At 54.4% G+C, this 26,975-nt stretch carries 28 protein-coding genes; 14 read left to right on the forward strand and 14 right to left on the reverse strand.

Features of this window, described 5'->3' with window-relative positions; all coding sequences use genetic code 11:
• Positions 1–83 precede the first annotated feature (83 nt).
• Together smc and KV190_RS12910 are read left to right on the forward strand one after the other, a co-directional pair.
• Entirely contained in the window at positions 84–3,590 is a 3,507-nt protein-coding gene (smc, locus tag KV190_RS12905) for a chromosome segregation protein SMC (RefSeq protein ID WP_460195293.1), read from the forward strand.
• A gap of 121 nt (positions 3,591–3,711) precedes the next feature.
• Complete coding sequence (locus KV190_RS12910; RefSeq protein ID WP_460193806.1) at positions 3,712–4,338, forward strand: DUF3747 domain-containing protein; 627 nt, start codon at positions 3,712–3,714, stop codon at positions 4,336–4,338.
• 2 nt (positions 4,339–4,340) lie between these two features.
• On the opposite strand, the gene smpB is transcribed toward KV190_RS12910, so the two are convergent.
• Entirely contained in the window at positions 4,341–4,799 is a 459-nt protein-coding gene (smpB, locus tag KV190_RS12915; RefSeq protein ID WP_297051891.1) for an SsrA-binding protein SmpB, read from the reverse strand.
• Between the two features lie 104 nt (positions 4,800–4,903).
• Between smpB and eda the strand changes: the two genes are divergently transcribed.
• Positions 4,904–5,524, forward strand: coding sequence for a bifunctional 4-hydroxy-2-oxoglutarate aldolase/2-dehydro-3-deoxy-phosphogluconate aldolase (eda, locus tag KV190_RS12920; protein ID WP_460193808.1), 621 nt, complete (start codon positions 4,904–4,906; stop codon positions 5,522–5,524).
• Here eda and KV190_RS12925 read toward each other — a convergent pair.
• The gene (locus KV190_RS12925; protein WP_460193809.1) at positions 5,475–6,167 is read right to left on the reverse strand and encodes a DUF1997 domain-containing protein; all 693 of its coding nucleotides are present in this window, start codon (positions 6,165–6,167) and stop codon (positions 5,475–5,477) included. The genes eda and KV190_RS12925 overlap by 50 nt on opposite strands.
• A 146-nt stretch (positions 6,168–6,313) precedes the next feature.
• On the opposite strand from KV190_RS12925, the gene KV190_RS12930 reads away from it, so the two are divergent.
• Both KV190_RS12930 and KV190_RS12935 read left to right on the forward strand, forming a co-directional pair.
• On the forward strand, positions 6,314–8,386 hold the full coding sequence (locus tag KV190_RS12930; RefSeq protein ID WP_460193810.1) for a glycosyltransferase family 2 protein: 2,073 nt from the start codon (positions 6,314–6,316) through the stop codon (positions 8,384–8,386).
• Positions 8,387–8,479: 93 nt separating this feature from the next.
• Complete coding sequence (locus tag KV190_RS12935; protein WP_460193811.1) at positions 8,480–8,872, forward strand: DUF1823 family protein; 393 nt, start codon at positions 8,480–8,482, stop codon at positions 8,870–8,872.
• Here the strand turns inward: KV190_RS12935 and bioA are convergent.
• From bioA to KV190_RS12990, 11 genes are all read right to left on the reverse strand, one after another.
• On the reverse strand, positions 8,848–10,173 hold the full coding sequence (bioA, locus tag KV190_RS12940; protein WP_460193812.1) for an adenosylmethionine--8-amino-7-oxononanoate transaminase: 1,326 nt from the start codon (positions 10,171–10,173) through the stop codon (positions 8,848–8,850). The genes KV190_RS12935 and bioA overlap by 25 nt on opposite strands.
• Positions 10,151–10,417: a YlxR family protein gene (locus KV190_RS12945; RefSeq protein ID WP_460193813.1), complete on the reverse strand. Its 267-nt coding sequence runs from the start codon at positions 10,415–10,417 to the stop codon at positions 10,151–10,153. Before KV190_RS12945 ends, bioA begins: the two co-directional genes overlap by 23 nt.
• A 2-nt stretch (positions 10,418–10,419) precedes the next feature.
• On the reverse strand, positions 10,420–11,607 hold the full coding sequence (gene nusA / locus KV190_RS12950; RefSeq protein WP_149818240.1) for a transcription termination factor NusA: 1,188 nt from the start codon (positions 11,605–11,607) through the stop codon (positions 10,420–10,422).
• 40 nt (positions 11,608–11,647) lie between these two features.
• Positions 11,648–12,121: a ribosome maturation factor RimP gene (gene rimP / locus KV190_RS12955; RefSeq protein WP_460193814.1), complete on the reverse strand. Its 474-nt coding sequence runs from the start codon at positions 12,119–12,121 to the stop codon at positions 11,648–11,650.
• A gap of 203 nt (positions 12,122–12,324) precedes the next feature.
• Positions 12,325–12,624 carry a hypothetical protein gene (locus KV190_RS12960; protein ID WP_460193815.1) on the reverse strand — a complete coding sequence of 100 codons (300 nt, stop codon included), beginning with the start codon at positions 12,622–12,624 and terminating at the stop codon, positions 12,325–12,327.
• A 175-nt stretch (positions 12,625–12,799) separates the two neighbouring features.
• Complete coding sequence (arsJ, locus tag KV190_RS12965) at positions 12,800–14,053, reverse strand: organoarsenical effux MFS transporter ArsJ (protein ID WP_460193816.1); 1,254 nt, start codon at positions 14,051–14,053, stop codon at positions 12,800–12,802.
• Between the two features lie 10 nt (positions 14,054–14,063).
• Positions 14,064–15,074, reverse strand: a complete 1,011-nt coding sequence (locus KV190_RS12970) for an ArsJ-associated glyceraldehyde-3-phosphate dehydrogenase (RefSeq protein WP_460193817.1) — start codon at positions 15,072–15,074, stop codon at positions 14,064–14,066.
• Positions 15,075–15,159: 85 nt separating this feature from the next.
• Positions 15,160–15,768 (reverse strand): DUF4033 domain-containing protein, encoded by a 609-nt coding sequence (locus KV190_RS12975; RefSeq protein ID WP_460195295.1) that lies wholly within the window; start codon positions 15,766–15,768, stop codon positions 15,160–15,162.
• Positions 15,758–16,450 (reverse strand): hypothetical protein, encoded by a 693-nt coding sequence (locus KV190_RS12980; protein ID WP_460193819.1) that lies wholly within the window; start codon positions 16,448–16,450, stop codon positions 15,758–15,760. The genes KV190_RS12975 and KV190_RS12980 overlap by 11 nt, the downstream gene beginning before the upstream one ends.
• A gap of 73 nt (positions 16,451–16,523) precedes the next feature.
• Complete coding sequence (locus tag KV190_RS12985; protein WP_460193821.1) at positions 16,524–17,840, reverse strand: TRM11 family methyltransferase; 1,317 nt, start codon at positions 17,838–17,840, stop codon at positions 16,524–16,526.
• A 135-nt stretch (positions 17,841–17,975) separates the two neighbouring features.
• Positions 17,976–18,476 (reverse strand): hypothetical protein, encoded by a 501-nt coding sequence (locus KV190_RS12990; protein WP_460193822.1) that lies wholly within the window; start codon positions 18,474–18,476, stop codon positions 17,976–17,978.
• Between the two features lie 141 nt (positions 18,477–18,617).
• On the opposite strand from KV190_RS12990, the gene KV190_RS12995 reads away from it, so the two are divergent.
• From KV190_RS12995 to KV190_RS13035, 9 genes are all read left to right on the forward strand, one after another.
• Positions 18,618–19,673 (forward strand): thiamine phosphate synthase, encoded by a 1,056-nt coding sequence (locus KV190_RS12995; protein ID WP_460193823.1) that lies wholly within the window; start codon positions 18,618–18,620, stop codon positions 19,671–19,673.
• The gene (locus KV190_RS13000; RefSeq protein WP_460193824.1) at positions 19,670–20,860 is read left to right on the forward strand and encodes a class I SAM-dependent methyltransferase; all 1,191 of its coding nucleotides are present in this window, start codon (positions 19,670–19,672) and stop codon (positions 20,858–20,860) included. Before KV190_RS12995 ends, KV190_RS13000 begins: the two co-directional genes overlap by 4 nt.
• Positions 20,857–21,798: a CAF17-like 4Fe-4S cluster assembly/insertion protein YgfZ gene (gene ygfZ / locus KV190_RS13005; RefSeq protein WP_460193826.1), complete on the forward strand. Its 942-nt coding sequence runs from the start codon at positions 20,857–20,859 to the stop codon at positions 21,796–21,798. Before KV190_RS13000 ends, ygfZ begins: the two co-directional genes overlap by 4 nt.
• A 73-nt stretch (positions 21,799–21,871) precedes the next feature.
• Positions 21,872–22,282, forward strand: coding sequence for a hypothetical protein (locus KV190_RS13010; protein WP_460193827.1), 411 nt, complete (start codon positions 21,872–21,874; stop codon positions 22,280–22,282).
• Positions 22,266–23,615, forward strand: a complete 1,350-nt coding sequence (locus KV190_RS13015; RefSeq protein WP_460193829.1) for a gluconeogenesis factor YvcK family protein — start codon at positions 22,266–22,268, stop codon at positions 23,613–23,615. Before KV190_RS13010 ends, KV190_RS13015 begins: the two co-directional genes overlap by 17 nt.
• A 63-nt stretch (positions 23,616–23,678) precedes the next feature.
• Positions 23,679–24,269 carry a DUF3177 family protein gene (locus tag KV190_RS13020; RefSeq protein ID WP_460193830.1) on the forward strand — a complete coding sequence of 197 codons (591 nt, stop codon included), beginning with the start codon at positions 23,679–23,681 and terminating at the stop codon, positions 24,267–24,269.
• 3 nt (positions 24,270–24,272) lie between these two features.
• A complete protein-coding gene (locus KV190_RS13025; RefSeq protein ID WP_460193831.1) occupies positions 24,273–24,929 on the forward strand; it encodes a class I SAM-dependent methyltransferase in 657 nt (218 codons plus the stop codon).
• Positions 24,929–25,489, forward strand: coding sequence for a 2'-5' RNA ligase family protein (locus tag KV190_RS13030; protein WP_460193832.1), 561 nt, complete (start codon positions 24,929–24,931; stop codon positions 25,487–25,489). The genes KV190_RS13025 and KV190_RS13030 overlap by 1 nt, the downstream gene beginning before the upstream one ends.
• A 402-nt stretch (positions 25,490–25,891) precedes the next feature.
• Complete coding sequence (locus tag KV190_RS13035; RefSeq protein ID WP_149818207.1) at positions 25,892–26,251, forward strand: PadR family transcriptional regulator; 360 nt, start codon at positions 25,892–25,894, stop codon at positions 26,249–26,251.
• 1 nt (position 26,252) lies between these two features.
• Here KV190_RS13035 and KV190_RS13040 read toward each other — a convergent pair whose 3' ends face one another.
• Positions 26,253–26,960 carry a uracil-DNA glycosylase gene (locus tag KV190_RS13040; RefSeq protein WP_460193834.1) on the reverse strand — a complete coding sequence of 236 codons (708 nt, stop codon included), beginning with the start codon at positions 26,958–26,960 and terminating at the stop codon, positions 26,253–26,255.
• Positions 26,961–26,975: the final 15 nt, after the last annotated feature.

Below are 26,975 nucleotides of genomic sequence, written 5' to 3' on the forward strand. Positions count from 1 at the left end.
TATTTGATTTTAGCTTGATTTTCCGTGGCAAACAAGGGGAGCATCTTTGGGCATAATGAAACGGTTAGGCACGCTCCTTGGCTGTGTACATCAAGCAGTTAGAACTCACGAATTTTAAGTCCTTTGGCGGCACAACCGTGATTCCGCTGCTGCCGGGGTTTACGGTCATTTCAGGCCCCAATGGCTCAGGCAAGTCAAACCTCTTGGATGCGTTGCTCTTTGCCCTTGGCCTTGCAGGGTCTAAGGGGATGCGGGCAGAACGATTGCCCGATTTGGTGAACCATAGCCAAACGCGGCGCGGCCATAGTGTTGTCGAAACGCGAGTCACGGTGACCTTTGCACTGGATGCCGACACGGAATGGCGGGTGACACGGCGACTGCGGGTAACCAAGCAGGGCACCTATACCTCGACCTATGCAGTCAATGATCAACCCTGTACGCTGAATGAACTGCACGACCAGTTGCAGGCGTTTTGTATCTATCCCCAAGGCTATAACGTGGTTTTGCAGGGGGATGTCACCAGTATCATTTCCATGAATGCCAAGGCACGGCGGGAAATTATTGATGAATTGGCAGGAGTGGCGGATTTTGACCGCAAGATTGCCCAAGCTCGCGAAAAATTAGATACGGTCAAGGAGCGCGAAGAACGCTTTCGCATTGTTGAGCAGGAATTGATGCAACAGCGCGATCGCCTGCAACGGGATCGCCTGCAAGCGGAAAAATATCAAGCCCTACGCTTGGAACTGCAAGAGCGAGAGCAATGGCTGCTGGTGCGCCAATGGCAAGCCCAAGAAGCGCAAAAGGTGCAACTACAAACCCAGATTCAGACGCTACAAAAAGAACAAGCTGAACGCCAAGCCCAACTGCAACAAAAGGCACGGGAGATTGAAGCCGCAACGGTTACGCTGGAACAACTCAATCAACAGGTGAAAGCCCTTGGTGAAGAAGCTTACCTCCGCCTGCAAGCAGCGTTGGCGGATCTCCACGCCCAAGAGCGGCAGTGTCAACGCCAGCAAACGGCCTACCAACAGCAGCAGCAACAGTTGGCAGAACAACTCCAGCAACGGCAAGCCCAGTACCACAGTCAACGGTTGCTGCAACAGGAACTTGCTCAAGAGTTAGAACAGCAACAGGGCGATCGCCCCCCCTTAGTGACAGCCGTTGCCACCAGCCAAGCCGCCCTCGACGCCCTACGGCAGCAAGCTCAGGAGTTGAATACGGCAGCCCAAGCTTGGTTTCAGGAGCACAGCCAGCGGCGGCAGCGGATTGATGCCCTGATCCATGAATTGGAACCGAGTCGCAGTGAACTCTCGCGTCTTCAGGAGCGATCGCAACAATTGCGGCAGCGGCAGGGGGAATTGCGCCAAGCGGCCACCACCTTAGCAGCCCAACAATTGGAATTGCAAGACGCCCTCACAAAGACCGCAGCAGCAGTCCAACAAGAGGAGCAGCAACTACAAACCCTCGCCCAACAACTGGCCACAGCGCAGCAGCAATTGAGCTTAACAGAAGAAACCTATCAACGCCTTGAGCGAGAACAGCGCCAAAAGCAGCGGGAGCTGGATCAACTGGAAGCACGGCAACAGGCGGTTCAGGAAAGCCAAGGCAGTTTTGCGGCGCGGCTCATTTTAAGTGCTGATCTCCCCGGCGTGTTTGGGCTGGTGGCACAGCTCGGGCAAGTGGAACCCCGCTACCAACTGGCCTTGGAAATTGCGGCCGGGGCACGCCTAGGCAATATCGTTGTGGCGGATGACAGTGTGGCGGCGGCAGCGATCGCCATCCTCAAGCGGGAACGGGCCGGTAGGGCCACATTTTTGCCCCTGAACAAGATGGCACGTCCCAAGACCCTCTCCCCCATTGCCTTGGCAGGCTGTATTGACTATGCCTTGAATCTTGTCACCTTTGAGCCGCAATATGCCCCCATTTTTGCCTATGTGTTTGGCAGCACGCTGGTCTTTGAGAGCCTTGAGGCGGCGCGACCCTACCTAGGGCAATATCGGATGGTCACCCTAGAGGGAGATTTACTGGAACCCTCAGGGGCAATGACCGGCGGGAGCTATAGTCGCACTAACACCCTCCGTTTTGGTCAGGGGGTCACCCCCCAAGAGTCGGCAGAAGTCCAACAGGTGCGCGATCGCCTTGGGGAACTGGAACGCCTGTTAGATCGCCTCATTCAAGAGCGCACGCAAAAACAGGGGGTAGTGACTGAGCTAAGCCAAGCCCTGAGTGAAGCCCGCCAAAGCCATCGCGATCGCCAGCGGCAATGGGAGCAACTTCAGCAACAACAGCAGCACCTCAACCGCCAGCAAGCAGACTTAGCACGTCAGCAGCAGCACCTGAGCCAAGAGTTAACTGCCGCAGAAACTGAACTCGCGCACTTAGAGGCTCGCCTTCCTGAACTCGAAGCAGAACTCGCCGCCGAACGCCTTGCCCTCAATGCCCTTGAAGCCAATCCCAGCCATCAGCAGTGGCAACACCTTCAGGAACAGCTTCAGGCACAGGAAAAAATCCACGCCGACCATGTAGCTGCCCTGCAAACAGTGGATCAAGCCTTGGGCGATCGCCACCGTCAACTCGAGCAACTGGCACGAGACCTGCAACAAATCGAACAGGAGATTCAGCGACTGCGTCAAGCCCAGCAGGAGACACTCTGTCAGCAGCAAGCCCTCGATCAGACGCTTGGGGACTTAGCGACGCAAATTCAAAGCACGCAAACTGCCCTCAGTGAGTTAGAGGCTCGCCTTGGCCACCTCAAGGGCGATCGCGATCGCCAAGACTACCAACTACGGCAGCAGCAAAAGGACTATCAACAACTGGAATGGCAATACCAAAAAGCCAGCGACACCCTCACCACGCTGCACGCCCAACTTCAGGAATTAAGCACCATCGAGGCACCCCCCCTACCGCAGCCATTGCCCGAAGTGCCCGCCAATCTCTCCCTCAGCGACATTCAACAGCAGTGCCAAGCCCTCGAAAAACGGCTGCGTGCCATGGAACCCGTCAATATGTTGGCGATTCAGGAATTTGAGGAGACACAGGGGCGGCTCAATGAGCTACAGGAGAAGCTTGCCGTTCTAGAAGCGGAGCGGACGGAAATTTTACTGCGGATTGAGAACTTCACTACCCTGCGTCACCAGTCCTTCCGTGAAGCCTTTGATGCCGTCAACGCCAACTTCCAAACCATTTTTGCCACCCTTTCCGATGGCGATGGCTATCTGCAACTGGAAAGTCCCGAAGATCCCTTTGCGGGTGGCCTGAATTTGGTGGCGCATCCCAAGGGCAAACCCGTACAACGCTTGGCCTCAATGTCGGGGGGTGAAAAATCCCTCACGGCCCTCAGTTTTATCTTTGCCCTACAACGCTATCGCCCCTCCCCCTTCTATGCCTTTGATGAGGTGGATATGTTTCTCGATGGTGCCAATGTCGAGCGCCTTGCCAAAATGATTCAGCAGCAGAGCCAAGAGGCGCAGTTTATTGTCGTCAGTCTGCGACGACCGATGATTGAAGCGGCTCAGCGCACGATTGGCGTCACCCAAGCGCGGGGTCAACATACCCAAGTGATTGGCCTCGATTTGACCGCTCACCATTGATGCCTGACGGTCTCTGAAAAATCATTTCTAGAATTTTGATAGTTAGTCGGCGTGGATCGTAGTGGAACAGTAGAATCCATTTAACTGTCAAAACCTCCAAGTTCTGCTGAGGAGTGTCCCTATGAAATACTGGCAAAAATTTGGCCTGAGCCTATTGACGGTGGCCTGTTTGGGAACAATTGCCCCTCGGCCTGCCCAAGCCAATATGTTTACACAAACGGAAGTGGATCAAAGCCGCTATGTGGTGATGGCTGTGCCCCTTGCACGCGGTGGGTATCGCCTGCTGGTGGTGGAGCAAATTAAGGATACTCGTCCCTGCTGGAGTGAGTCGGGCAGCAACCCCGTGGTGATTGACCCGCTGCTGACGACGTTTGACTTTACGGGCATTTGTGGTCGGGCTACGGATAGCAATGGCTACTCGATTCGGGTGGCACAACAGGATTTAGGGTTGCAGTATGGTCTGCGCATTGAACAGGGGGATGGCGAGTTGCTCCTTGTTGGCAGCAGCAATCGCGGCGGTCCGCGTATGGTCATTGGCCGCACCCACGGCATGCAGGAAGGGCAATTTCTCAAGTTTCAACTGGAACCCACTTGGCGGTTAACGCGGCGCACCTATGAAGGACGGGTGCTCGGCCATGTGTATTTCACCAATGACTCTTGGGAAGCAGCAACGGGAAGTACGCCTGCCCCGGCAACACCCGTCGGCACGGAAACCAACATTGTTCCTGTACCCACACCCCAAAGCTAGGTTTAGCGCTGCTTCATTGCCCGCTCCATTTCCCGTTTATCCTGCCGTTGCTTGAGGTCTTGGCGTTTGTCATGGAGCTTCTTACCACGCGCCAGCCCTATGGAGACCTTAACGCGACCATTTTTCAGGTAAAGCTTTAGGGGCACAAGGGTGAGTCCTTTTTGTTCCACTTTGCCCACTAGCTTGCGGATTTCCTGTTTGTGGAGAAGGAGCTTGCGATCGCGCAGGGGGTCATGGTTGTAGGATTGGTTGGTACTCTCGTGGGGCGAAATGTGGACATTCATCAACCACGCTTCACCATTGCGGATGCGGGCAAAGCCATCCCGTAAATTCACCTTGCCAGCACGAATGGACTTGACCTCAGTGCCCAGCAACACGAGACCACATTCATAGGTTTCCAGAATTTCGTATTGGAAGCGCGCTTGGCGATTTTCACTCAGGACTTTGACGCTATCACCCATTTGAAGCTCGCAAGGGTATTGCTAATATAGCCTAGTTTAGGGGTAGGGGGAGTTTTCTATCTTATCACTGTGCTCCTGCCCCCTTGCTGAATGGTGGTGATGCCATGCCCAAGCCGCAGCAGTTAGCGTTTCTGCCAGGCCTGCCCTTGATTGCAGTGGTGCGTGCTGCTGATCCTAATGAAGCGATCGCCCGCGCTCAAATGTATATTCAAGCGGGCTTCACCTGCCTAGAGGTGACTTGGACAACCCCCGATGCTGCTGGCGTCTTGCAACACCTCCGTCAAGACGCTCCCCACTGCACTATTGGAGCAGCGAGCCTGCAAAACCTAGAAATGGTCAAAGGGGCGATCGCCGCTGGCGCACAATTTTTAGTGACCCCCCATACAGCGATAGAGGTGGTGCCCCTTGCAAAGGATGCCAATTGTCCTCTGATTTTGGGGGCATTGACGCCAACGGAAATTCTCCACGCTTGGCAAGCGGGAGCAACGGCAGTGAAGGTTTTTCCAGTGATGGCGGTGGGGGGTGCGAGCTATCTGCGCGCTTTGCGACCCTTGTTGGCTGAGATTCCCCTGATTCCCTGTGGCGGTATTGGTTGGGAAGATGTCGTGCCCCTGTGGAGAGCGGGGGCGATCGCCATTGGTATGGGCAGTCAACTCGGTACAGATGTGACAATGCTCAAGCAGCAGGTGGCTCAGGCTCGTCGGGCATATCAGGAGCAGGGGTGAGGGTGCGCACCCGTTCAGCATGGAAGCGTTTGCGGCGCCAGCGTTTGCCCAAGTCGAGGCCAATGGTTTTGTGGAAATCATCCTGCACCTTTGCCGTGAGGCGGTAGGACACTTGGCGGACAATTTGAGCCAAGACGCGGTTGCCTGTTCCCTGAATCAGGCCATGGGGCAAACGGTAGATAAACCGAGGAAAGTACATTTCCACCCGCAAATCCAGTTCCCAATTGACCCGCGTGTAATCAATGACATTCAGGGCGAGTAGATCACTATCCGTCTCAGGGGTGGCTCGCATCGGTACCAAGGCCATTGCCGCTTGAAAATTTACCTCGTAGTTCAAAAACGGCTGTTCGGGCACAGGAATCGTTTCAATGCGATAGACCCCCTGCTCTTGGGGCAGCAGGTGCAGTCCAATTTTGGGTTCCACTTCATAGCCATGGGAACCGTAGCGGCCAATGGTGAGAATGTAGCCATGCTTGCCCACAGGTTCTGTTTTCATGGGATGGGCGCAGCGGTGAAACCATTCTTGGTGATTGTTCAAATAGGTTTCGTAGCGTTGAACGGGCGCATAGACTTCCATCCAGCCTTGGAATTGGTTGTGAAAAATAAAGGGGGGTAGCTTTGTCCCCTCTTGGGCATCGGTCATAGCATTACATCAGGATTTGGTGATTTTGATCCTGACATACGGCTGGGGGCGATCGCTACTGCGGGGAACCTTGGAAATGTCGTCACCCGTCCAATGGTTGGTTTACATTTCGTTACATTACTATTCAGTTGCTTGAGGCTCCAGCGATGCCCCCTGTCCCTCCTTGGCTCGCCGTTGAACAGTTGGACAAGCCGTGGATTTTTTGGCCCTTGTGCTTGATGGTGGTTCTGAGCAGTGTTGTTTTGCGCTGGGGAAAGGTGCAGCAGCAGTGGGCGCGGGTCATTGTCGTTGGCAGTTTAATGGCCATGATGCTGCATTATCTGCTGTGGCGATCGCTGGCCACCCTCAATCTGCGCACCACCCCAGAGGCTACCGTTAGCCTACTCCTACTGGGCATTGAAGGTTTCATGATGGCGGGCTATGGCCTACAACTCTACCTACTCTTGCACATCAAAAATCGTCGTCCTGAAGCCGATGCTGCTGCCCTTGCGGTCAAAAGTGGCCACTATCAGCCTTGGGTGGATATTTTGATTCCCACCTACAATGAACCCCTGACGCTTTTGCGACGCACGATTGTCGGTTGCCAAGCCCTCGACTATCCCCACAAGCGTATTTATGTGCTTGACGATACCCGTCGCCCTGCCCTCCGCGAATTGGCCTGTGAACTGGGCTGTGAGTATCTCAGCCGTCCAGACAATCGCCATGCAAAGGCGGGTAACCTGAACCATGCCCTTACACAAACCAAGGGTGAACTAATTGCAGTCTTTGATGCTGATTTTGTTCCCACTCGTAACTTTCTCACCCGCACTGTGGGCTTTTTCCAGACCGCTGATATTGGCCTTGTCCAAACCTACCAGAGCTTTTACAATCCCGATCCCATTGCCCGCAACCTTGGCCTTGAGGATCATCTGCCCCAAGAGGTGGAAATCTTCTCCCGTCATTATCAAGTCCTGCGGGATGGCATTGAAACAGCGCTGTGCTACGGCAGTTCCTTTGTGGTGCGGCGATCGGCCCTCGAGGCCATTGGCGGCTTTGTCACTGAATCCCTCAGTGAGGACTACTACACAGGAATTAAACTAGCGGCAGCGGGTCATCGGCTGATTTACCTGAATGAAAGTCTGAGTGCGGGCTTGTGTGCAGAGGACATGACGGCGCATATTCGTCAGCGTCAGCGCTGGGCACGGGGCACTCTCCAAGGCTTATTCATTGCGGCAAGTCCACTGCGGGTACCCAATCTCACTGGGCTTCAGCGCCTTGCCCACCTAGAGGGGATCACACAATGGTTCCATAGTCCGATGCGTTTGCTGTTGCTGCTGTTGCCCTTGATTGCTGCCTTTTGGGGTGTCGTCCCCCTTGAAACGACCCTGCGGCAGTGGCTCTACTATTTTGTGCCCTACTACTGGCTGCTGTTGAGTACGTTCCGCTGGCTCAATGGCCAAAGTCGCTCTGCCTTGGTGTCCGATATCTATGCGGTTCTTCAATGTGTGCCGTTGACCTTGACGGTGATTGATACGTTGTTGCGTCCCTTTGGTCGCGGCTTTTGGGTGACCCCCAAGGGCAATTATCGCGATCGCTACCATTTTCAGTGGCCCCTAGCGGCACCGCTCCTTGTGCTTTTTGTTCTCTCTGTGGCTGCGGCTGTATTAAATTGGCAGGCATTACACACCAAGGGGCTACTACTGGCATGGGTCTGGAACCTCTACAATTTGGTGATTCTCGCACTTGCCCTCTACAGCCTCATCGAACGCCCCCGTCCCGACCCCTATGATTGGCTCAATGTACAGCAAACCGTTGAACTCCATCTTGCTTGGGATCAAACCACTGCCCTGTGGGGCACGACAATTCGTCTTTCTGAAGGGGGGGCGATCGTGCATCTGCATCAACCCCTCCCCCCCTCTGCGATGGGTGTACCCCTCACCTGTCGGCTTTTAGAGGCAGGCATTGACCTCAGCGGCCAAGTTGTTGATATGCCCAATCCAACGACCCTAGAGATTTACTTCGACGCCCTAACCTTGGCTCAATACCGCCAATTGGTCACCTTACTTTTCTGTGAACCCAACCGTTGGCAATGGCAGAAAGCCCCCAGTGAATGGAAAACCCTGTGGCTGCTCCTACGCACTCTCGTCTCACCTCCCCTGAGTCGTCACTGGATGCGGATCACACCCTCTGCTCAGACAAAAGTGTGGCATCGAGCCTACAGCTATGCCAACGAGAAATGAAAAATGACTTAAGTATAATAAAGCGACGACTAAGATTCCAATATGATTAAATAGTTATCGCGATAACAGCGAGGCTAGCGATTAAGCGAGGCAATGAGCATTCCCGATTCGTCACTCCCCCCTTTGACAGAAGCCACGTTATGGCAAATTCTCAATGATGAATTGGATGATGCTACGGTCAATCAGCTCCTGTGGCACTGCTTGGGCTATCGCTATGACGCCCACAGCCAAACTTGGCAGAGCGATCGCGTGCCCCCGGAATGGCAGCAAGACTATCCCCAACCCCCCGACTTCATTGGCAGCCGCCCTGCCATTGTCAAGCTCACCCGCTCCATTCCCCCTGCCCACAAGCAACTTCTCAAGGAACAGTTGGGCTTTGCTGGCTACGAGATCAAAGAACTCAACCCCCGCCGTACCCGCTGTGCCACTGCTGTCAATTGGCTCCTCAGCTACATGGCCACTCAAGCCGAAGCTGCGGTGAAATAACCTGCGGCAACCTCGATCGCCACTTGGCGGATGGCTTGATAGACCGTGGCTAATTCCGCATCAGTAATGCCATAGGGGGGCAAAATATACAACGTATTCCCCAGCGGCCGCAGGAGAACCCCCAACTCAATAAAGCGGCGGCGCAGTTGGGGCACAAGGTCACTAAAGTAGGAAGCCTCGGTTTCTAATTCCATGGCTGCGATCGTGCCACAGGTACGAAATTGCTTGAGATTACTGACATCGGCAAGATACCGTTGTTGACACTGCCAATGGCGCGCTTCTAGGCCTTGGTAGGCTTCAGGGTTTGCAAGCAGCAATTGAAATGAAGCCACACTCACCGCACAGGCCAAGGGATTCCCTGTATAGGAATGACTGTGGAAGAAGGCACGGGCAGGATCGTCAGCATAAAAGGCTTGATAAATTTCCTCAGTGGCCAATGTGACGGCAATGGGCAAGCAGCCTCCCGATAAGCCCTTAGAGAGACAAAGGAGATCGGGTTGTGTCCCTGCTTTCTCACAGGCAAAGAGGGCACCTGTGCGGCCAAACCCCGTCATTACCTCGTCATAGACCACTAACACCCCATAGGCCTTGGCGATCGCAGAAATGGCTTGCAAAAACTGGGGACGACACATGCGCATTCCCCCTGCCCCCTGTACGAGTGGCTCAATAAAGAGAGCGGCATAGGCATCGGGGTCTGCCTTCAGGGTGTCCTCCAGTTGAGCGATCGCCTGTGTCTCCTTGGTCTCGACCTCTGGATCCCCCGGATAGGTTGCTGGGTAGGGCAGGATCGTTAAGGGGGGCAGCAGCGGTTGAAAGGGTTGCCACCAAGGGGAACTTTGGCCGACGGTCATTGCCCCAAGGGTATCGCCATGGTATCCCCCGGCAAAGCCAATGAAGCGCGATCGCTGGGGTTGATCTCGCCGCTGCCAATACTGGTAGGCCATCTTCAGCGCCACTTCTACGGCAGTTGAGCCATTATCGGAAAAAAAGACCCGTTGTAACCCCGCTGGGGTGTGGGCACACAGCAGTTGGGCAAGCTGCTCCGCTGGCTCATGGGTAAAGCCGGCAAAAATGACGTGCTCAAGGGTTTGCGCCTGCTCATAGAGCGCTTTAGCCAGCACAGGATGGCTATGGCCATGGAGCGTCACCCACCAACTGGAAATGGCATCAATCATCTGACGGCCATCGCTCAGTTCAAGGCGAGCACCTTGGGCACGCACCACCTTCAGGGGCGGATCTGCCGTTTTCATTTGCGTAAAGGGCTGCCAAATGGGGGAGTCAGTCATGGTTGTGATGGGCATCTAGGCGAGCAGCAAGGGTCGTAAAAATATCCTCGGGAATCGGACAGCGGAGCGATCGCGCCAAGCGTTTTTTTTGTTTGGCCACCTTGAGACACTCGGCAGTGGGACACAGATAGGCCGATCGCCCCATCCCCCGATCCAACTGCACCTTTTCATCGGGCCAGCAGCGCACGATTCGCCAAAACTCTGAGCGATCAGCCAAGCGGCCACAGGACACACAGCGGCGTTGGGGGAGAGCCATCATCCCTAACTGGCAACTTGTTCTTCGAGGGCGGCCATGGCCAAGCGATCCTCCTCTTCGTAGTTGTATTGGGAGCTATCGCGCACCTCAATTTTCCAGCCCGTGAGGCGAGTTGCTAAGCGCACATTTTGGCCTTCCTTACCAATGGCTTGGGAGACCTTATCCGGTGCCACAAGGACATGGGCAATGCGGGCTTCGGGGTTGATTAGCCGCACATCCTCCACCGGAGCGGGACTGAGGGAATTGGCAATATAGGTGGCTGGATCCGGCGACCAGCGGATCACATCAATTTTTTCCCCCCGCAGTTCATTCACGACTGCTTGAATGCGGGATCCCCGTGCCCCAATACAGGCACCCACCGGATCGACATCCCGCTCTAAGGTATCCACGGCAATTTTGGTGCGGGGGCCGACTTTATGATTTGGGGGATTGGCTTCGCGGGCAATGGCAACAATCCGCACCACTTCATCCTCAATTTCTGGCACCTCATTGGCAAAGAGATAGACCACCAAGCCAGCATCGGCACGGGAAACCTCCAATTGGGGGCCGCGCTGAGGTCCCTCTTTGACGCGCTTGAGATACACCTTGAATGTGGAGTTGGCGCGGTAATTGTCGTTGGGAAGTTGTTCCCGTTTCGGCAGTTCAGCCTCCACTTCCGGTTGGCTAGCATCGCTGCGCACAGCCATAATCACCGATCGCCGCTCAAAACGGAGAACGCGCCCCATGAGTACGGTGCCCTCGAGGTCTTTGAATTCCTCTTGGACGAGGCGACGCTGTTGATCTCGCAATTTCTGCGCCAGTACTTGCTTGGTTTGCATGGCGGCCATGCGGCCAAACTCCTGATGGTCAGGGGTGACATCCAACAGCACCGTATCGCCGACACGGGCATCCTGCACCACCTCAATCACATCGGCAAGGGCAATTTCGCGATCGGGGTTCGCCACTGTTTCGGTAATCGTTTTGGTGGCTAAAACGCGGAAGCCCTCCTGCTCGGTGTCTAGTTCCACTTCAAAGTTGGCAAAGTGGTCTTCTTCAAAGTGACTATGATCCGGGCGCAGACTGCGGCGATAGCGTTCGTATCCCTTGAGCAGTGCTTCCTTGAGGGCTTGATGCACTGCGTGCTTGGGCAAATTCCGCTCTTGGCTGATTTCATTGATCATGGCCCGTAGGCCGGGTAAGCGATAGATGGTCATCGTCTGTTACAACCTCGTTCATTTAGTAGATCAACTGCTGCTAAGGCTCACTGCTGGGGGTGTACAGTTGGACACTGGCAATGAGTGACCGGGGAATCGCCAGCGATCGCCCCCGTTGATTGAGATAGACATTCACCTCGTCACGGCGAATCAGGTTGCCCTCCCAAAGGGTTTTGCCCCGATGGGGTGCGGTGGTCGTGACCCGCACAGGAAAGCCGCGAAAGGCATCAAAGTCGCGATCGCTACTCAAGTAATCCGACAGGCCGGGACTCGACACCTCGAGAACGTAGGCAAACTCCAACTCTGGCAGCCCATCCAAAGCCATCTCCAGTGCCCGACTCAGGCGTTCGCAATCCTCTAAGCTGGTGTCATTCTCAGGATGGCGCACCTCCACCCGCAAAATCGGCGGCGATTGATGGGTCAGCCACTGCACACTCACCAGATCGAGGTGTTCTTGGTCGGCAACCTGCTGGGCAAGGGTTTGCACCACCGGCAAAAGCATCTGTATCTGCATAGGAAATAAAAAAGGCGGGACATTGCCCACCACACCCAAACAATCTCAAAAAATGACACCCTCACTTCCCTAGGGGAAGGAGATTTTTGAACCGTTCAAAAAAGAACGTTCATGGGTGCTGCCAATACACCACTCTTCATAGAGTTTAGTATAACAGCTAACAGTGGGCGATCGCCACCCCGACCAATACGCCCGAGACGCTCCTAGCGATCGCTAAAATCGCCATTCGTCAGCTCATCACCGTCGTAGTCCTCTTCCTCTAGCTCCAAATCCTCCAAGACGGGATTCAAGAGCACTGCCATCTCAGCCTCATGGTGGGTGAGCCACTGGCCTTGGTTGCGGAACCAGCGGGGTGGGTTAATGTAGCGAGCATAGTACCACGGGGGAGCAGTGGGCTGGCTAATTTCCGCCTGTACTCGAATTTTCTCACCCGGATAGTAGGCATCTTCGGGTTCCACTTCCAACCACACTTTTTGGCCGATGATTTCTTGGGGGAGCATCATAATGGCAATTCCTCGGGGAACCTCTCCTACAGCCCTTTTCCGGAAGTACTACCCTGTCTCACGCGTGCTTTTACCGTGTTGAGGATATCTCATCCTTGGGAAAAGAACTGTACCTTATCTTAATTCTATTCAGTTGTATCTATTCAGTTGTAGCCGATCTGGGGAAATGTTGCACTTATTCACCATCGCCCATCGCCAACGAGGGGTAGGGCTGCTGCCGTTTCGGATCCTCTAGCTTCAGGGAAATGAGTCCAGCACAGAGGACAAAGACCATCGAAACCCACAGACAGCCGACAATGCCCCAAATTTGATAGATGAGGCCAGAGAGAACCGTTCCCGCTAGTCGCCCCCCGGAATTGGCCATGTAGTAAAAGCCAACATTCAAGGCCACTTTTTCATCATCGGTGTAGGCCAGCACCAAGTAGGAGTGGACTGCCGAATTCATGGCAAAAATCAAGCCAAAGAGGAGCAAGCCGCTAATAATGACGGCATTGGGATTCCAGTTGCTCATCAAGCCCAAGGCAATGACTGCTGGCACAATCGTCAGCGTAAACGTCCAAAACTGAATAGTGGCGGCTTGGGGAGGGCGACCGCGATTGAGGTATTTCAACAGAAGGGGTGCCGAGGACTGGACACCCCCATAGCCAATGACCCACAGGGCGAGAAAGCCCCCCACTTCATAAAATGACCAGTTGAGAACACTTTGGAGATAGACGGGCAAACCCACCACAAACCAGACATCTCGGGCACCAAAGAGGAAAAAGCGAGCGGCAGAAAGGATATTGATCTCCTTACTCTTGGAAAAGAGTTGGCGAAATTTAATTTTCTTTTTGATCTGCCCCATCCCCCGTGGCAATAACAAACCACTGAACAGGATCAAGATAAGCGCGATCGCCATGATCCACAGGGACGCCCTAAAGCCCGCCAACGTCAGCAACACACTGCCAACAAAGAAACCCACCCCCTTGAGGGCATTTTTAGAACCCGTCAGAATCGCCACCCACTTAAAGAGCCGTGACTCGGCCTCTTGGGGCACTACTAGGCGAATGGCGCTCTTAGAACTCATCTTTGTCAGGTCTTTGGCCACCCCCGACATCGCCTGTGCCGCCATCACATAGGGCACCGCAAACCACAAGGGCCAGTCCTGCGTTAGGGGCGTGAGCATGATCAGTGAGATCACCTGTAAACCAATGCCCGCGTAGAGGGTGACATTCAGCCCTAAACGGGAACCAATCCAGCCCCCGAGAAAGTTGGTGACAATGCCAAAAATTTCATAGAAGAGAAATAGGAAGGCAATTTGCAGCGGTGTGTAGCCAATCTGGTTAAAGTAGAGCAGCACTAGCATCCGCAGTGCGCCATCGGTAATCGTGAACCCCCAGTAGGCGAGGGTAACAATCATATAGTTGCGGACACTGGTGGACACAGCCATAGCAGACTCCTTAGGGCAAAGTAGTGGCGACGCGGCGAGCTAATTCGGCCATGCGATTGCTGTAGCCCCATTCGTTGTCGTACCATGCGAGAATTTTCACCTGCGTTTCATCCACGACCATGGTGGAGAGGGCATCGACAATACTTGAACGGGGGTCGTTGCAATAGTCAATGGAAACAAGAGGGCGCTCCTCATAACCAAGAATTCCCTTGAGTTCTCCGGCTGCGGCAGCTTTAAGAGCTGCATTCACTTCGGCCACACTGGTGGGGCGGCTGACTTCAAAAACGCAGTCGGTGAGCGACGCATTCAACAGGGGCACCCGTACCGCCAAGCCATTGAGTTTGCCTTGGAGTTCTGGATAAATCAGCCCAATAGCAGTGGCTGAACCGGTGGTTGTCGGCACGAGAGACATCAGACTAGAGCGGGCACGGCGCAAGTCCTTGTGGGGGGCATCCACCACCGTTTGCGTATTGGTGACATCGTGGATCGTGGTTATCAAGCCGTGGCGAATGCCGAGGGTTTCGTGAATTACCTTAACGACGGGGGCAAGGCAATTTGTCGTACAGGAAGCGGCGGTGAGCAAGTGGTGTGCTTGGGGATTGTAGAGATGGTCATTGACGCCCATGACAATGTTGAGAGCCTGTTCTTTGACGGGGGCAGCAACAATCACTTTTTTCACCCCAACTGCAAAGTAGGCCGCCAGTTGCTCAGCGGTACGGAATTTACCGGAGCATTCCAGAACAATCTCGACTCCCCGTTCTTGCCAAGGCACCTCTGCTGGGGTTTTTGCTTCCGAAAAGCTAATGATCTGATCGTTGATGGCGATCGCCCCCTCCTTGGCTTGGATGGACTGTGACCAACGACCATGAACCGAGTCAAACTCTAGCAAATGGGCGGCAGCGGTCGTGCCTCCCTTAATCTCGTTGATGTGGCGAAAATCCAGTTCAGGCCAACCCCATGCGGCACGCAAAACCAAGCGACCAATGCGGCCAAAGCCGTTAATGCCGATGCCAACGCCCATCGTTGCTGCTCCAGCGGGACATCCCTACGTTATTTCAAATAATCTTGAATTGTCAATCAGCAACAATCCTTTCCCAAGGGAATACTTAAACGTGGGGGCAGGGGGCTTGACTCGGATCTTCCCAACACGGGGGCAGCGTCGGCTCAGGAATCGGCTGGGCGGGGGTACCAAAGACCATTTCGCAACTGTAGTCGCTAAAGTTGGGTGTCATCGTCAAAGGAATGCCAAATCGCTGCCGAAAGAATTGCTCCGTGGGCTTTTTGCACAGGTTCATACACAGTGCCACACATTGGGATTCAGCGAGGTAGCGGCATTTTTGAATGCGCACGCCACTCTGTTGCCATTGGCGGGGTTGATCCGGCGGAATGACCTCGACCCAGTAGCGATCGCTGGCCCCCACTAGCCAGCCCGTGAGGCGGGTGGCAAACCACGCATTCAACTCACAAACCCAGCGGGTGGGGCGAAAGAGTGTGCGCACCAAGGTGCTGATGAGCGGCGGGACTAACCGATCAAAGACGGTGGCCACAATGGCCTGCTGCTGCGCGGGCGATCGCCCCTGCTTCACTTGCCGTGTGATTTCAATAAAGCCAATGTAGTCGAATCGCTGTGGCTCAACCCCAATGACACTGGCGATCGCTCGAATCAGCCGAGCCAAGCACCATCGCTCTAGCCAGTTCAGGGACTCAGGCAGCATTGTCAAGGTGATCGAGCACCTCAAGGGCAGCACGGCGAACGATTGCATCCGTTTCCTGTCCCAGCAGCAGATATAGGGCTTCTTGCACCTGACGGCGATCGGCACCCTTAGAGACGCGAGCTAACTGGCGAATGGCCACTAGCCGATGCAGGGGTTGAGGATGGGTGAGGTCAGCAAACCACTGGGACACCTGTTGGGTCTGATGCTGCTGTTGCAGTTGGCCGATGATTGTGCCAAGGAGAGCAATGATGCCCACTAACAGGATGCCAAGGGTGACAAGGGCCACCACCAACCACGGATCCGCTGTGTGTTGACCGATATGCAGAAGGGTATAGGTACCCAAACAGGCCAGCAGCCCCCCAGCTACTGTAAAGGCAAAGGGATGGTATAACCACTCCTGAAACTGTTGGCGAAGGTCTTGCCATAGGCTCAACAGTCGGCGTTGCCAGCGACTGAGGAGAAAAATCGTACCCACGCCACTCAGGGTTGCCACCATCAAGGGGCCATCGGTTTGCCACAGCAGAAGGCCTGCCCCCAGTCCGCCGATGACCAGCAAAAGACGCTCAGACAGGAGATTAAAAACAAAGGATTTCCAGCGCAGCCGTTGCAAGCGCCTTTGGCGCAGCGGAGTTGAGCGCCGTTGAGGTCGCGGCAATGACCATTTCGCCCAAGAGGTAACCATAGGGTGGGTGTACTGCCAATTGATGCCTTATTCTACCGTAATTCTAAGGTACAGCCCATCTGGACTGACTCGATTAGCCTTTCCAGCGTAGGATCACCACTTCTTCTCGCAGTTGCTCTTTGGTGGCACTGGCAAACCGTGTTCGGAACAAATCCGTGCGCACAACCTCATAGCCAAGGGCTTGGGCAATGTCAGCCAATAACTGACCCGTGCGAATCATCACCCGCAAATAAGAGGCTTGATCACCCACGACGTAGGCCAGTTGGGCATTGGGACGCAAGAGCGATCGCAGGGCAGCCAAGTGACGCGCCATGCCACCAAAATAGAGTTTGGTTACTCTGCCGTAGAGTTTCTCAAAGCCAGAGGTCTTCCCCAGTTCAATTCTGCGGCGTTCAATTGTCTCTGCAATGGCCTGAATTTCGGGGTGATCTTGAATCCACTGATCGTCATCATCCGCTTTATAGACATTGCGCGTGTTAGAACGGATGAGACCCTTCTTAAAGGCTTGTAAATCAGCTTTGGTTTTGATAAAACCCAATACCACCGATTCGAGGCGGGTTGTTCTGGTGTAGTCCTTTTCGTTGGGGTAAGGGGGCGACGTGATTACCGCATCAACGGACTGCGGCGGCAATACTCGGTCAGGACATCTCGCATCCGCTAGATAGACGTGGGCAGGAGTATCATCTTGATCTTTGACCTGCCGCAAATCGTCCGCCATTTCAGCAATCTTGGCGAGCCAAGCACTAATCACTGGTGCATCAACTTTGGGTTTACCCACACCTACTTCAGGCCCAAAGCGCAAATTACTCACGGCAAAAACCAGTATGTTGGCGATCGCCAGCAATTGATGCCGATAGACCTTTTCTATTCTGGATTTTTCTAGACAGTCAAGGAGTACCAAGACCTTGTGTAAGGGAATTGGGCTGATCGACCCCGTAAGGATGAGCTTATATTGCTCTGGGGAGAGTTGGCGTAACGGTAGATCGGCAATATTTCCCTCAAAAGGCACGGCGTCTTCTATCCCTTGCTGCCGCAGGATGTCAAGGGCAAATTCTGCCACCTCACAGGAGTGACTGTAGAGTAAATCAGGATCAACGTGCCAATCCGTCTTTACGGATGTTGCAAAATGGGCAAATGGATTGGCTTCGGTAGCCAATGAGGGGATTCGACGCAGCTTCGACTCAACCAGTGTTGTGCCTGTGCCACAAAAGGGGTCGAGGATGACACTCTCTGTATTCAAGCCAAAGTCTTCTATGTAGTCCCTCACAAGATGGGGCGGATAAGAGAGCACAAACCGATACCAATCATGAAAGGCACGGTCTTGCTCATCGATCTTGTTGATATTGCTATTGTCTTTGGCGACGGTTGTATCCTTAGAATTTTTTAGCAACTCAACTCCTGTGGCGATTTGCTCCTAATCCTCTAAGTGTATAAAAAATTGACTGCGTTAGCAGGAAGTTTACTGCCTCAAAAAGCATGCACTCTTTAGGCCTTTTCGCCGCATTTGTGAGCCGCTTGAGGTTGTTTAAGGGAGACGTTGAATCTCGGCGCGGAAGCCATTGACCTCCATAAAAGCGCGCATTTCGGTGGCATTGGCCTCGTTTTGGAAACTTCCCACTTGCAGGGCGCGGCGCTGGCCAAGGGTAATGGGTATCACTTCGGGAACGAGCGATCGCAGGCGTTCTTGATTGGCTAGATCATCCTCCCGCAAATCCAAAACTATCACCCGAAACCGCGTTCTGGGGGCTACGGGAGCTAGCGTTGCCAAGTCGGCATCAGAAATGTCTGGTGGGGGGGGCAATTGATTCATCGCGCGATCGCTACCTACAAATCCCATCGGAATCGGGCCACTGGGCACCGGCAATCGTTCGAGGGAGTTGTCAAGCTGCTGCGGCGGTGGTGTGGGAATTGGCGCGGTACTCACCTCTGGGGCAGGCACGGGAATCGGGATGACGGTATTCACCTCTGGCGGTGGCACGGGGATGGGAATCGGTTCTGCCGCCAATACGGGGGTCCCCCAACCCATTAGGATCAAACATAGGTGACTCAACCACGGCTGGGAGTGAATGCTGAAACGGCTCATCAAAAACTTCATTGCGCTATCAACAATGCCGATGAACGGTGAACAGAACTGTGTTGATTCTTTTCTGTGGGGATCGGACGTGCTATGCAAAATTTAGCTCCCGGATCTGAGGGGCAACGCATCCGGCGGATTCTCGATGCCAACCTTGACCGTGCCCGTGAAGGTCTGCGGGTGATTGAGGAATGGTGCCGCTTTGGCCGCGAAGATGCTGCCCTGAGTGCGGAATGTAAAGATTTGCGCCAAACCCTTGGCCGCTACCATACCCCAGCGTTGCGGGCGGCACGACAAACGGATCAGGATCCGGGGACTACCTTGAGTCATCCGCAGGAGCGCGATCGCCAGACCCTCAGCGAGGTGCTCACCGCTAACTTTGCCCGTGTCCAAGAAGCGCTGCGGGTGATTGAGGAGTATGCGAAATTAACGGATACTGAGCTGAGTGAAACCGCTAAAGCCCTCCGCTATCGCGTTTACATTCTGGAGCAAGCCCTGATCCTCAACTCCCGCCATGCTCGACTGAAACAACTGCAAGGAGCAAAGCTCTATCTGGTGACTGCCCCCAGCGATCGCCTGCTGGAAACGGTTGAAGCCGCTTTGAAGGGGGGACTGCCCCTTGTGCAATACCGCGACAAAACCAGTGATGATCACACCCGCCTAACCACGGCTTGCCAGTTGCAAGCGCTCTGCCAACGCTACGGCGCCCTGTTTTTGGTCAACGATCGCGTGGATATTGCCGTTGGTGCCAATGCCGATGGCGTCCACCTCGGACAGACGGATATTCCCATGGAACTGGCGCGGCAAATTTTAGGGCGCGATCGCCTGGTGGGACGCTCTACCACCAATCCCCAAGAACTAGAGCGTGCCATTGCCGAAGGTGCCGATTATGTTGGCGTTGGGCCGATTTTTGCCACCCCCACTAAACCCGGTAAAGCGGCTGTCGGCTTTGACTATCTCCAATACGCCCGCAAACACGCCCCGATGCCCCAGTTTGCCATTGGCGGCATTGATCTCAGTAACATTGATGAGGTGGTCAAGGCCGGGGCGACTCAGGTGGCCGTTGTCCGCGCCATTATGGATGCGGCTGACCCAGAGGCAACCACCCGAGAATTATTACGACGCTTATCTCAAGGGGAACCATCATGACCTCGGCGGCTGAGATTACCGCTGCTGTGCGGCAACTGTACAATACCTATCCTTTTCCGCCGGAACCGCTTCTTGATGAGCCACCACCGGGGTACAACTGGCGCTGGTCTTGGCCGGCGGCCTATAGCTTTTGCACAGGACGCTATCCCTCCCAGTTAGATGTCGCCATCCTCGATGCCGGCTGTGGCACCGGTGTAGGAACGGAATATCTCGCCCATTTGAATCCCCAAGCAAAGATTACGGCGTTGGATCTCAGTGAGGGTGCTCTGGAGATTGCCCGCGAACGCTGCCGGCGATCGGGTGCGACCAATGTCCAATTTCACCACCTGAGCCTAGAGGATGTGGCACAACTGGGGCAAAGGTTCCAGATGATTAACTGTGTCGGGGTGCTGCACCACCTGCCGGATCCACAGCGGGGGATTCAAGCCCTTGCCGATGTTCTTGCCCCCGGCGGCATTTTTCATATCTTTGTCTATGGCGAACGCGGTCGCTGGGAAATTAAGCTGATGCAGCAGGCCATTGCCTTGCTTCAGGGGAGCGATCGCCACAACTATCGCGAGGGGGTGGCCATTGGACGGCAACTCTTTGCGGCATTGCCAGAGAACAATCGCCTGAAAAAGCGTGAGCAGGAGCGCTGGAGCCTCGAAAATCAGCGGGATGAATGCTTTGCTGATATGTATGTACATCCCCAAGAAATTGACTACACGATCGCCAGCCTCTTTGACCTCATTGCTGCCTCTGGCCTAGAATTCGTTGGCTTTTCTAACCCTCAAGTTTGGCGGCTGGAGCGGCTATTGGGCAGCCAGCCAGAACTGTTGCAACGGGCACAGCACTTAGACCCAATCCAGCAATATCAACTCATTGAATGCCTTGATCCTGAGGCAATGACCCACTTTGAGTTCTTTTTGGCCAAGCCGCCGCTGCCCCGTCACGATTGGTCTGAGGATGCGGCTCTGCTGGCGGCCATTGCGTGGCGACACCCCTGCTTAGACGGTTGGCCGGGTGGCTGTGTCTTTAACTGTCACTATGATGTGATTCAGCTCAATCAGGCTGAGCAGCACTTCCTGACGGCTGCAACGGGTCAAAAAACCGTGGCCGAGTTATTAGCTGAGCAACCGGACTTCAATCTTGCAGGGGTGCGATCGCTCCTTGAGCGGGAGTTGCTTCTTTTGGGAGTAAAAGAATGACCGATCTGCTGGAAACAGTCTCCACCAGTGGTGCAGTCTATGATTGCAGTCATTGGGGACGCCTACGCCTCACGGGGGGCGATCGCCTGAAGTTTTTGCACAACCAAAGCTCTAATAATTGCCTTGTCCTGCAACCCGGCCAAGGGGCTGACACCGTTTTCCTGACCTCAACCGCTCGTACCCTTGATCTGGCCACCCTCCTTGTCCATCAGGAATGGGTGGATCTCTTGGTATCGCCGCAGCGCCGCGAGTTTCTCCTGAAATGGCTCGATAAGTACATTTTCTTTGGCGATGATGTTCAGGTGAGCGATCGCACCGCTGAGAGTTACTGCTATCGAGTTTTTGGCGGCGTTGCTGAAACAATCACTGCCCAGTTTGGCCTAGAAGCATTGGATCATCCCTACGATCACGTTACTATCCCCCACGAAGGCGCCCCCTTAACCCTTGCGGCCACCAGTGGCTTAGCGATTCCGGGTTTGACCCTGTGGAGCGATCGCCCCCTCAGCGATTTACTTCATGCCTATCCCCAACTGAGTGATGCTGATTGGGAGCACCTACGCATCCGCCAAGGCCGCCCCGCTGCCGATGCCGAACTCACCGAAGAGTACAACCCCCTCGAAGCACGGCTAGGGCATACCATTTCTTTCAATAAGGGCTGTTATATTGGCCAAGAGACGATCGCTCGCCTCAACACCTACCAAGGGGTTAAACAACATCTCTGGGGACTGGAATTAAGTGCCGCAGTGACACCCCCCGCCCCCCTGCTCCTAGACGGTGAAAAAGTGGGTCTCCTCACCAGTTGTACTTCCCTAGAGAAGGATGCCTTTGGCCTCGGCTATGTGCGCACAAAGGTTGGTGGTGCTGGGTTAATGTTGCACACCCCAGAGGGCGTGACTGCCCAAGTGGTCGAGGTGCCATTCTTAAGAACTGTTGCCTAAAAATACTCTCATTAGAGAATGTTATAATCCAATCGGTTCGTGCAGACGTTTACTGACCGAAGGAAGGAAGCCTATGGCCACGGCACAGGTATTAGCGTTCATGCAAAAGACCGCTGAGGATGCCAAACTGCGGGATGAATTGGAAAACCTTCTGGGGGTAGGCGATGGCAACATTAGTGGGGCTGCCGAACTCGATGCCGAGGAACTGGCCGCGCTGCGGGGAGAAATGGCGCCGAAAGTGGTGGATTTTGCCAGTCAACATGGTTTTGAGTTTTCCACCGATGAACTGGTGCAGGTGGTGGATTCCTTTGCCCAACATCAGGCTGGGGAAATCAGTGATGACGAATTTTCAGGCATTTTAGGCGTTCCTGTGAACAGTAACCACGCTGAACACAAAACCCAAGTGACCAATCCGCTCCAGCGCCTCGCCCGCTACCTCGGTAAAACCTATTTGGGTATTGGTGCGGATGAGGAGAGCGAATAAGGCTCAACAACTCTCAGCGAGACTGCGTCCAGCGCGTCGTAAAATCCGTTTGTGGTCCCAATGGCTGCTCCCTGGGCTACTGGTGAAGCGATGGCTCCTCATTAGTGCAGTGGGGGTTTTGCTTGCCAGTCTGGGCTTTGCCATTAGCATCAACCTCACCCCCATTTTTTACTTCCTGCAATTCCTAGAGCAGTTTGTTCAAAGTATTGCCCGTTTTGTGCCCAGTTACATTAGTGGCCCTTTACTGCTGCTTGGGGGGTTGGCACTGATTGCTTGGGGCTATGCCCGTACCCTTGGTTCCATTACGGAAGTCCTGCTGCCAGAGGATGATAAGGCACTTGTGGAGCGACTCCTTACCCATCGGCGCTTGGGGCGAGGTCCGAAAATTGTGGCCATTGGGGGCGGTACGGGGCTGTCAACCCTCTTGCGGGGACTCAAGCTCTACAGTTCCAATATCACTGCCATTGTGACCATGGCCGATGATGGCGGCTCATCCGGACGACTGCGGCGAGAAATCGGGGTGCTGCCCCCGGGGGATATTCGCAACTGCTTAGCGGCTCTAGCGGATGAGGAGAAAATTGTCACCGAACTCTTTCAGTACCGCTTTGAGGCGGGCGATGGCTTGGCGGGGCACAGTTTTGGCAATTTGTTTCTGACGGCGATGACAAATATCACGGGGGATCTGGAGCGGGCGATCGCCACCAGTTCAGCGGTCTTGGCCATTCGCGGTCAAGTGTTGCCAGCCACCCTAACAGATATGACCCTTTGGGCGCGCCTTGCCGATGGTCGCCTGATTCATGGGGAGTCCAACATTACAGCCGCCCGCGGCAAAATTGTCGAAATTGGCTGCTCGCCCCCAGCCCCCAAAGCCCTGCCCCGCGCCATTCAAGCCCTCCATGAGGCCGATTACATTATTCTTGGCCCCGGCAGTCTCTATACGAGTATCATTCCCAATCTCTTGGTGCCTGAGATTGCCCAAGCCCTTGCGGAGCGGCAGTGCCCCTGTGTTTATGTCTGCAACATTATGACGCAACCGGGGGAAACCGATGGCTATGCTGTGAGTGATCATGTGCGTGCCCTTGATGGGGTGACGGGCGATCGCCTGTTTGATGCGGTGCTGGTGCAAAAATATCCCCCCAGTGCGGCTCACCTTGAACGCTATGCCCAGCAGGGCAGTACCGCTGTGGCCATTGATCGCGAAGAACTTGCCCGCCAAAACTGTCGGTTGATTCTTGCCGATGTGATGGATGAATCCACACCCACCGTGCGCCATGATTCGCAAAAGTTAGCAGCGATTTTGATGCGTTGGTATGAGCGGGTGCGATCGCTCTAGCCTTGTGCCCTGGGAAGGCGATCCCTAATAATAGAACCGTTGCACTTGGGTCTGTGGCCTGCCATGTCCTTGGAACTTCTGCGATCGCTCGTGTGGATGGACTACCGCCTTGCGGTGCTCTTTACTGTGGTTCTCCCCTTGATCCTACTGCTGTGGTCAACGGTTAAAAATGTGCCAGCAATTACCCAACTGCTGATTATCTATTGGCGGGTGGCCAGTCTATTGGCAATTACGGTGTACCTGATGATGCCGCAGTGGCCAGTGGCCTACGTCACGGGATTTATGGCCTTGGTGCTGATTCCCATTAGCCTCTGGTTTTGGGTGGATCTCAATGAAGAAATTAGCGATCGCCAAGATTTAATTGGTCAAGTCTTTAGCAGTTGGCGTTGGGCAATCACGCTCTACTGTATCCTTGCCGCCATTGGTCAGGCCTTTTATTTGCCCTGTGCGTTTGTCGCTGGTGCCGTTCAGACCCCCAGTTGCCAAGTCTGGCTCGAGCCGCCCCTGATGTTCAAAGATATTTTCCATGCCCAAGCCCGCGCGGGGACCCTTGGCTTCTTTGCGGCGGTTGCACTGGTGATTTATATGCTCTATCTGAGCTACTTTGTGTTTGTGCGCTTACCCAAGCAGGGGCGATCGGCCACGGGTCTATAGCCTATGCCGCTGCAACGCATTCTTGAACCTGAGGTCATGGAGACGCCAGAAACGGCTGCCGCCTATGACGCCATGGATTTTACTGCCGTTAACGCCGCCTTCTGTGAAGATTTAGCCGCAGTCTTACCCAGTGTTGAGCACCCTCTCAAAGTCTTAGATGTGGGTACAGGGAACGGGCGGATTCTGCAAATGCTGCATCAACGCTATCCCCATTGGCAACTGACGGGGATTGACCTCAGTCCAGCCATGCTGGCGATCGCCCGGCACCACAGTCCCCAATTAAACTTTATGCAAGGGGATGCCAAAGCCTTGCCCTTTGCCGCAGCGAGCTTTGATGTCGTTATTAGCAATAGCCTTGTCCATCACTTAGCCGATCCTCAGCCTGCCCTAGGGGAAATGCTGCGGGTGCTCCGTCCCCAAGGCACCCTGTTTATCCGCGATCTCTGTCGTCCAGAAACGGTGGCAGAACTGCAAGCCTTGGTTGACCAATATGCTGGCCAAGACACACCGGAACAGCGGCAACTGTTTGCTGACTCCCTCCATGCGGCATTAACCTTAATGGAAATGAGCGATCTCATAAGAACATTGCCGCAGCCGCCGCAGCAGTGGCAAGCCACCCTTACCTCCGATCGCCATTGGACTGTTGTGGCACAGCGCTAATGAACCGGCGGCATTACTTTATGGCTTTGTTGCCCAATGCTGACATTCAGGCTGAAGTCACCCGCCTCAAGCAGTATTGTTGCGATCGCTACCACAGCCAAGCGGCACTGCGCTCTCCCCCCCACGTCACCCTCTATCCCCCCTTTTGGTGGCCAGATGCAGCGATCGCAGATCTGGAGCAAGCCCTAGAAACTTTTTGCCACCAAGCGGCTCCAGTGGAGTTGATCCTCGATGGCTTTGCCGCCTTTGCGCCGCGAGTCATTTATATTCATGTAGCACCCACCCCAGCCCTCAAGACCCTACAAGCACAGCTCGTCAAAGCGGTAGCAAAGCCCCTGAACCTCCCCCCTACCCAACGCCATCCCTTTACTCCCCACATGACGATCGCCTTTCGCGATTTAACCAAGGAAAACTTTCACCATGCTTGGGCAGACTTTCAAGAACAATCCTTTGCCGCTCGCTGTTGGGTATCCCACCTCACACTGCTGGTGCACAATGGCCGACGCTGGCAGATCTATCGTGAATTTTTGTTAAGAAATCTTGCCCCTGATGCCCCTTGAAATCAATTTGCAACAAGCCAATGACTTGATTTTTGCCAACTGCGGAATTATGATGCAAGGAACACTTTTCTCTCAAACTTCCTAAAATCAGAAGTACAGTCCTTTTCACAAGGATGGCACACGCTCAAAATCGTGAAAGCTGATAGGGGAGACGATGGTTTCTTCTTGATCTATCCCATCTTTCAGAAAAGGGCGACAAGACAATATTGTAGTCCTAGTAGCGATAAATACTTAGTGACTTTGATGCGCGATATGAGACTAGAGGAAAGTGCTGACATTAAGGGGGGAGTATTTGTGTGTCCTATCTTTTGCAGCAACAGAGTTGAATCCAGACCCTCCCATCATTTAAGGAATTTTGGGGAGTCAATATATCAGCAGTAGCCCATTGCTGAGGATAAGGTTATGAAACTAGAAGATATCTACACCTTTTTCCGCCAGCCACCGCCCGTTTACCTGAGCAAGGAAGTTGCGGTGTGCTATGTGCTCTATACCCTTGTGGAAAAGGGGGACTCCTATGGCACGGCGCTGATTCAAGCCATTGAAAATGAATACCCCCTTTACCGCCTTTCCGATACGGTGCTTTACAGCGCCCTCAAATTCCTTGAGGATGAGGGGATTATTGATGGTTATTGGAAGAAGGTGGAAGGTCGTGGTCGGCCGCGGCGAATGTACCACATTGTTGGCGAAAAGGAGCAACAGGCACGGGAACTTTCAGAGCTTTGGCTGCGCTATTTGCAGGAACATCCCCACCGTCAGGAGTAATCTAAGCATCGAGTTGGCGCAGGCGATCGCGCACGGCTTGAATATCCTGCCACGTTAGCCACTTGGGGCTGCCCGGCTCCCGCGAGTTATTGCGCAACAAATACGCCGGATGAAAAATGGGCATACACCACCGTCCCTGCCATTCAATCCACTGGCCACGAATTTTGGTAATGCCGCGATTATCTTTCAGCAATCCAGCCACAGCCGTTGCCCCCGCCAGCAAAATAATGCGGGGATTCACCAAGCGAATCTGCTCTAAGAGGTAGGGCAAACAGGCCGCTGCTTCCACGGGGGTTGGGACACGGTTGCCGGGGGGGCGGCATTTAACAATGTTGCAGATATAGACATCCCGCTCACTGTCGAGATTGACCGAAGCAAGGATTTTATCAAGGAGTTGCCCCGCCTTACCGACAAAGGGACGGCCACTTTCATCCTCGGCTTGACCGGGTCCTTCACCAATAATCATCAGCTTGGCCGCAGGATTGCCGCGGCTGACCACCACATGGGTACGGGTGGCCGCTAAGCCACAGCGTTGACACTGCTGACAATGCGCCGCAAGCGCCTCTAAGTCGCGGTAGGTACCGGCGGGAATGGGCACCTCAGCCCGCAGCGGAATTTGATCGTAGGTGGCAGGATCAAGGGGCGTCGCTGGTGTAGGTTCGGCCTCGGTGGGGGTGTCAAATAAGCTAAATTGCAGCGGCTCACTCATGGGAATCGTAACTTC

It is taken from the genome of Thermosynechococcus sp. FA-CM-4201 (genome assembly GCF_054689355.1).

Coding starts and splice junctions, on each gene's coding strand:
- KV190_RS12910 (WP_460193806.1), top strand. CDS start 3,712: ATGAAATACTGGCAAAAATTTGGCCTGAGCCTATTGACGGTGGCCTGT.
- smpB (WP_297051891.1), bottom strand. CDS start 4,799: ATGGGTGATAGCGTCAAAGTCCTGAGTGAAAATCGCCAAGCGCGCTTC.
- eda (WP_460193808.1), top strand. CDS start 4,904: ATGCCCAAGCCGCAGCAGTTAGCGTTTCTGCCAGGCCTGCCCTTGATT.
- KV190_RS12925 (WP_460193809.1), bottom strand. CDS start 6,167: ATGACCGATGCCCAAGAGGGGACAAAGCTACCCCCCTTTATTTTTCAC.
- KV190_RS12930 (WP_460193810.1), top strand. CDS start 6,314: ATGCCCCCTGTCCCTCCTTGGCTCGCCGTTGAACAGTTGGACAAGCCG.
- KV190_RS12935 (WP_460193811.1), top strand. CDS start 8,480: ATGAGCATTCCCGATTCGTCACTCCCCCCTTTGACAGAAGCCACGTTA.
- bioA (WP_460193812.1), bottom strand. CDS start 10,173: ATGCCCATCACAACCATGACTGACTCCCCCATTTGGCAGCCCTTTACG.
- KV190_RS12945 (WP_460193813.1), bottom strand. CDS start 10,417: ATGATGGCTCTCCCCCAACGCCGCTGTGTGTCCTGTGGCCGCTTGGCT.
- nusA (WP_149818240.1), bottom strand. CDS start 11,607: ATGACCATCTATCGCTTACCCGGCCTACGGGCCATGATCAATGAAATC.
- rimP (WP_460193814.1), bottom strand. CDS start 12,121: ATGCAGATACAGATGCTTTTGCCGGTGGTGCAAACCCTTGCCCAGCAG.
- KV190_RS12960 (WP_460193815.1), bottom strand. CDS start 12,624: ATGATGCTCCCCCAAGAAATCATCGGCCAAAAAGTGTGGTTGGAAGTG.
- arsJ (WP_460193816.1), bottom strand. CDS start 14,053: ATGGCTGTGTCCACCAGTGTCCGCAACTATATGATTGTTACCCTCGCC.
- KV190_RS12970 (WP_460193817.1), bottom strand. CDS start 15,074: ATGGGCGTTGGCATCGGCATTAACGGCTTTGGCCGCATTGGTCGCTTG.
- KV190_RS12975 (WP_460195295.1), bottom strand. CDS start 15,768: ATGCTGCCTGAGTCCCTGAACTGGCTAGAGCGATGGTGCTTGGCTCGG.
- KV190_RS12980 (WP_460193819.1), bottom strand. CDS start 16,450: ATGGTTACCTCTTGGGCGAAATGGTCATTGCCGCGACCTCAACGGCGC.
- KV190_RS12990 (WP_460193822.1), bottom strand. CDS start 18,476: ATGGGTTGGGGGACCCCCGTATTGGCGGCAGAACCGATTCCCATCCCC.
- KV190_RS12995 (WP_460193823.1), top strand. CDS start 18,618: ATGCAAAATTTAGCTCCCGGATCTGAGGGGCAACGCATCCGGCGGATT.
- KV190_RS13000 (WP_460193824.1), top strand. CDS start 19,670: ATGACCTCGGCGGCTGAGATTACCGCTGCTGTGCGGCAACTGTACAAT.
- ygfZ (WP_460193826.1), top strand. CDS start 20,857: ATGACCGATCTGCTGGAAACAGTCTCCACCAGTGGTGCAGTCTATGAT.
- KV190_RS13010 (WP_460193827.1), top strand. CDS start 21,872: ATGGCCACGGCACAGGTATTAGCGTTCATGCAAAAGACCGCTGAGGAT.
- KV190_RS13015 (WP_460193829.1), top strand. CDS start 22,266: ATGAGGAGAGCGAATAAGGCTCAACAACTCTCAGCGAGACTGCGTCCA.
- KV190_RS13020 (WP_460193830.1), top strand. CDS start 23,679: ATGTCCTTGGAACTTCTGCGATCGCTCGTGTGGATGGACTACCGCCTT.
- KV190_RS13025 (WP_460193831.1), top strand. CDS start 24,273: ATGCCGCTGCAACGCATTCTTGAACCTGAGGTCATGGAGACGCCAGAA.
- KV190_RS13030 (WP_460193832.1), top strand. CDS start 24,929: ATGAACCGGCGGCATTACTTTATGGCTTTGTTGCCCAATGCTGACATT.
- KV190_RS13035 (WP_149818207.1), top strand. CDS start 25,892: ATGAAACTAGAAGATATCTACACCTTTTTCCGCCAGCCACCGCCCGTT.
- KV190_RS13040 (WP_460193834.1), bottom strand. CDS start 26,960: ATGAGTGAGCCGCTGCAATTTAGCTTATTTGACACCCCCACCGAGGCC.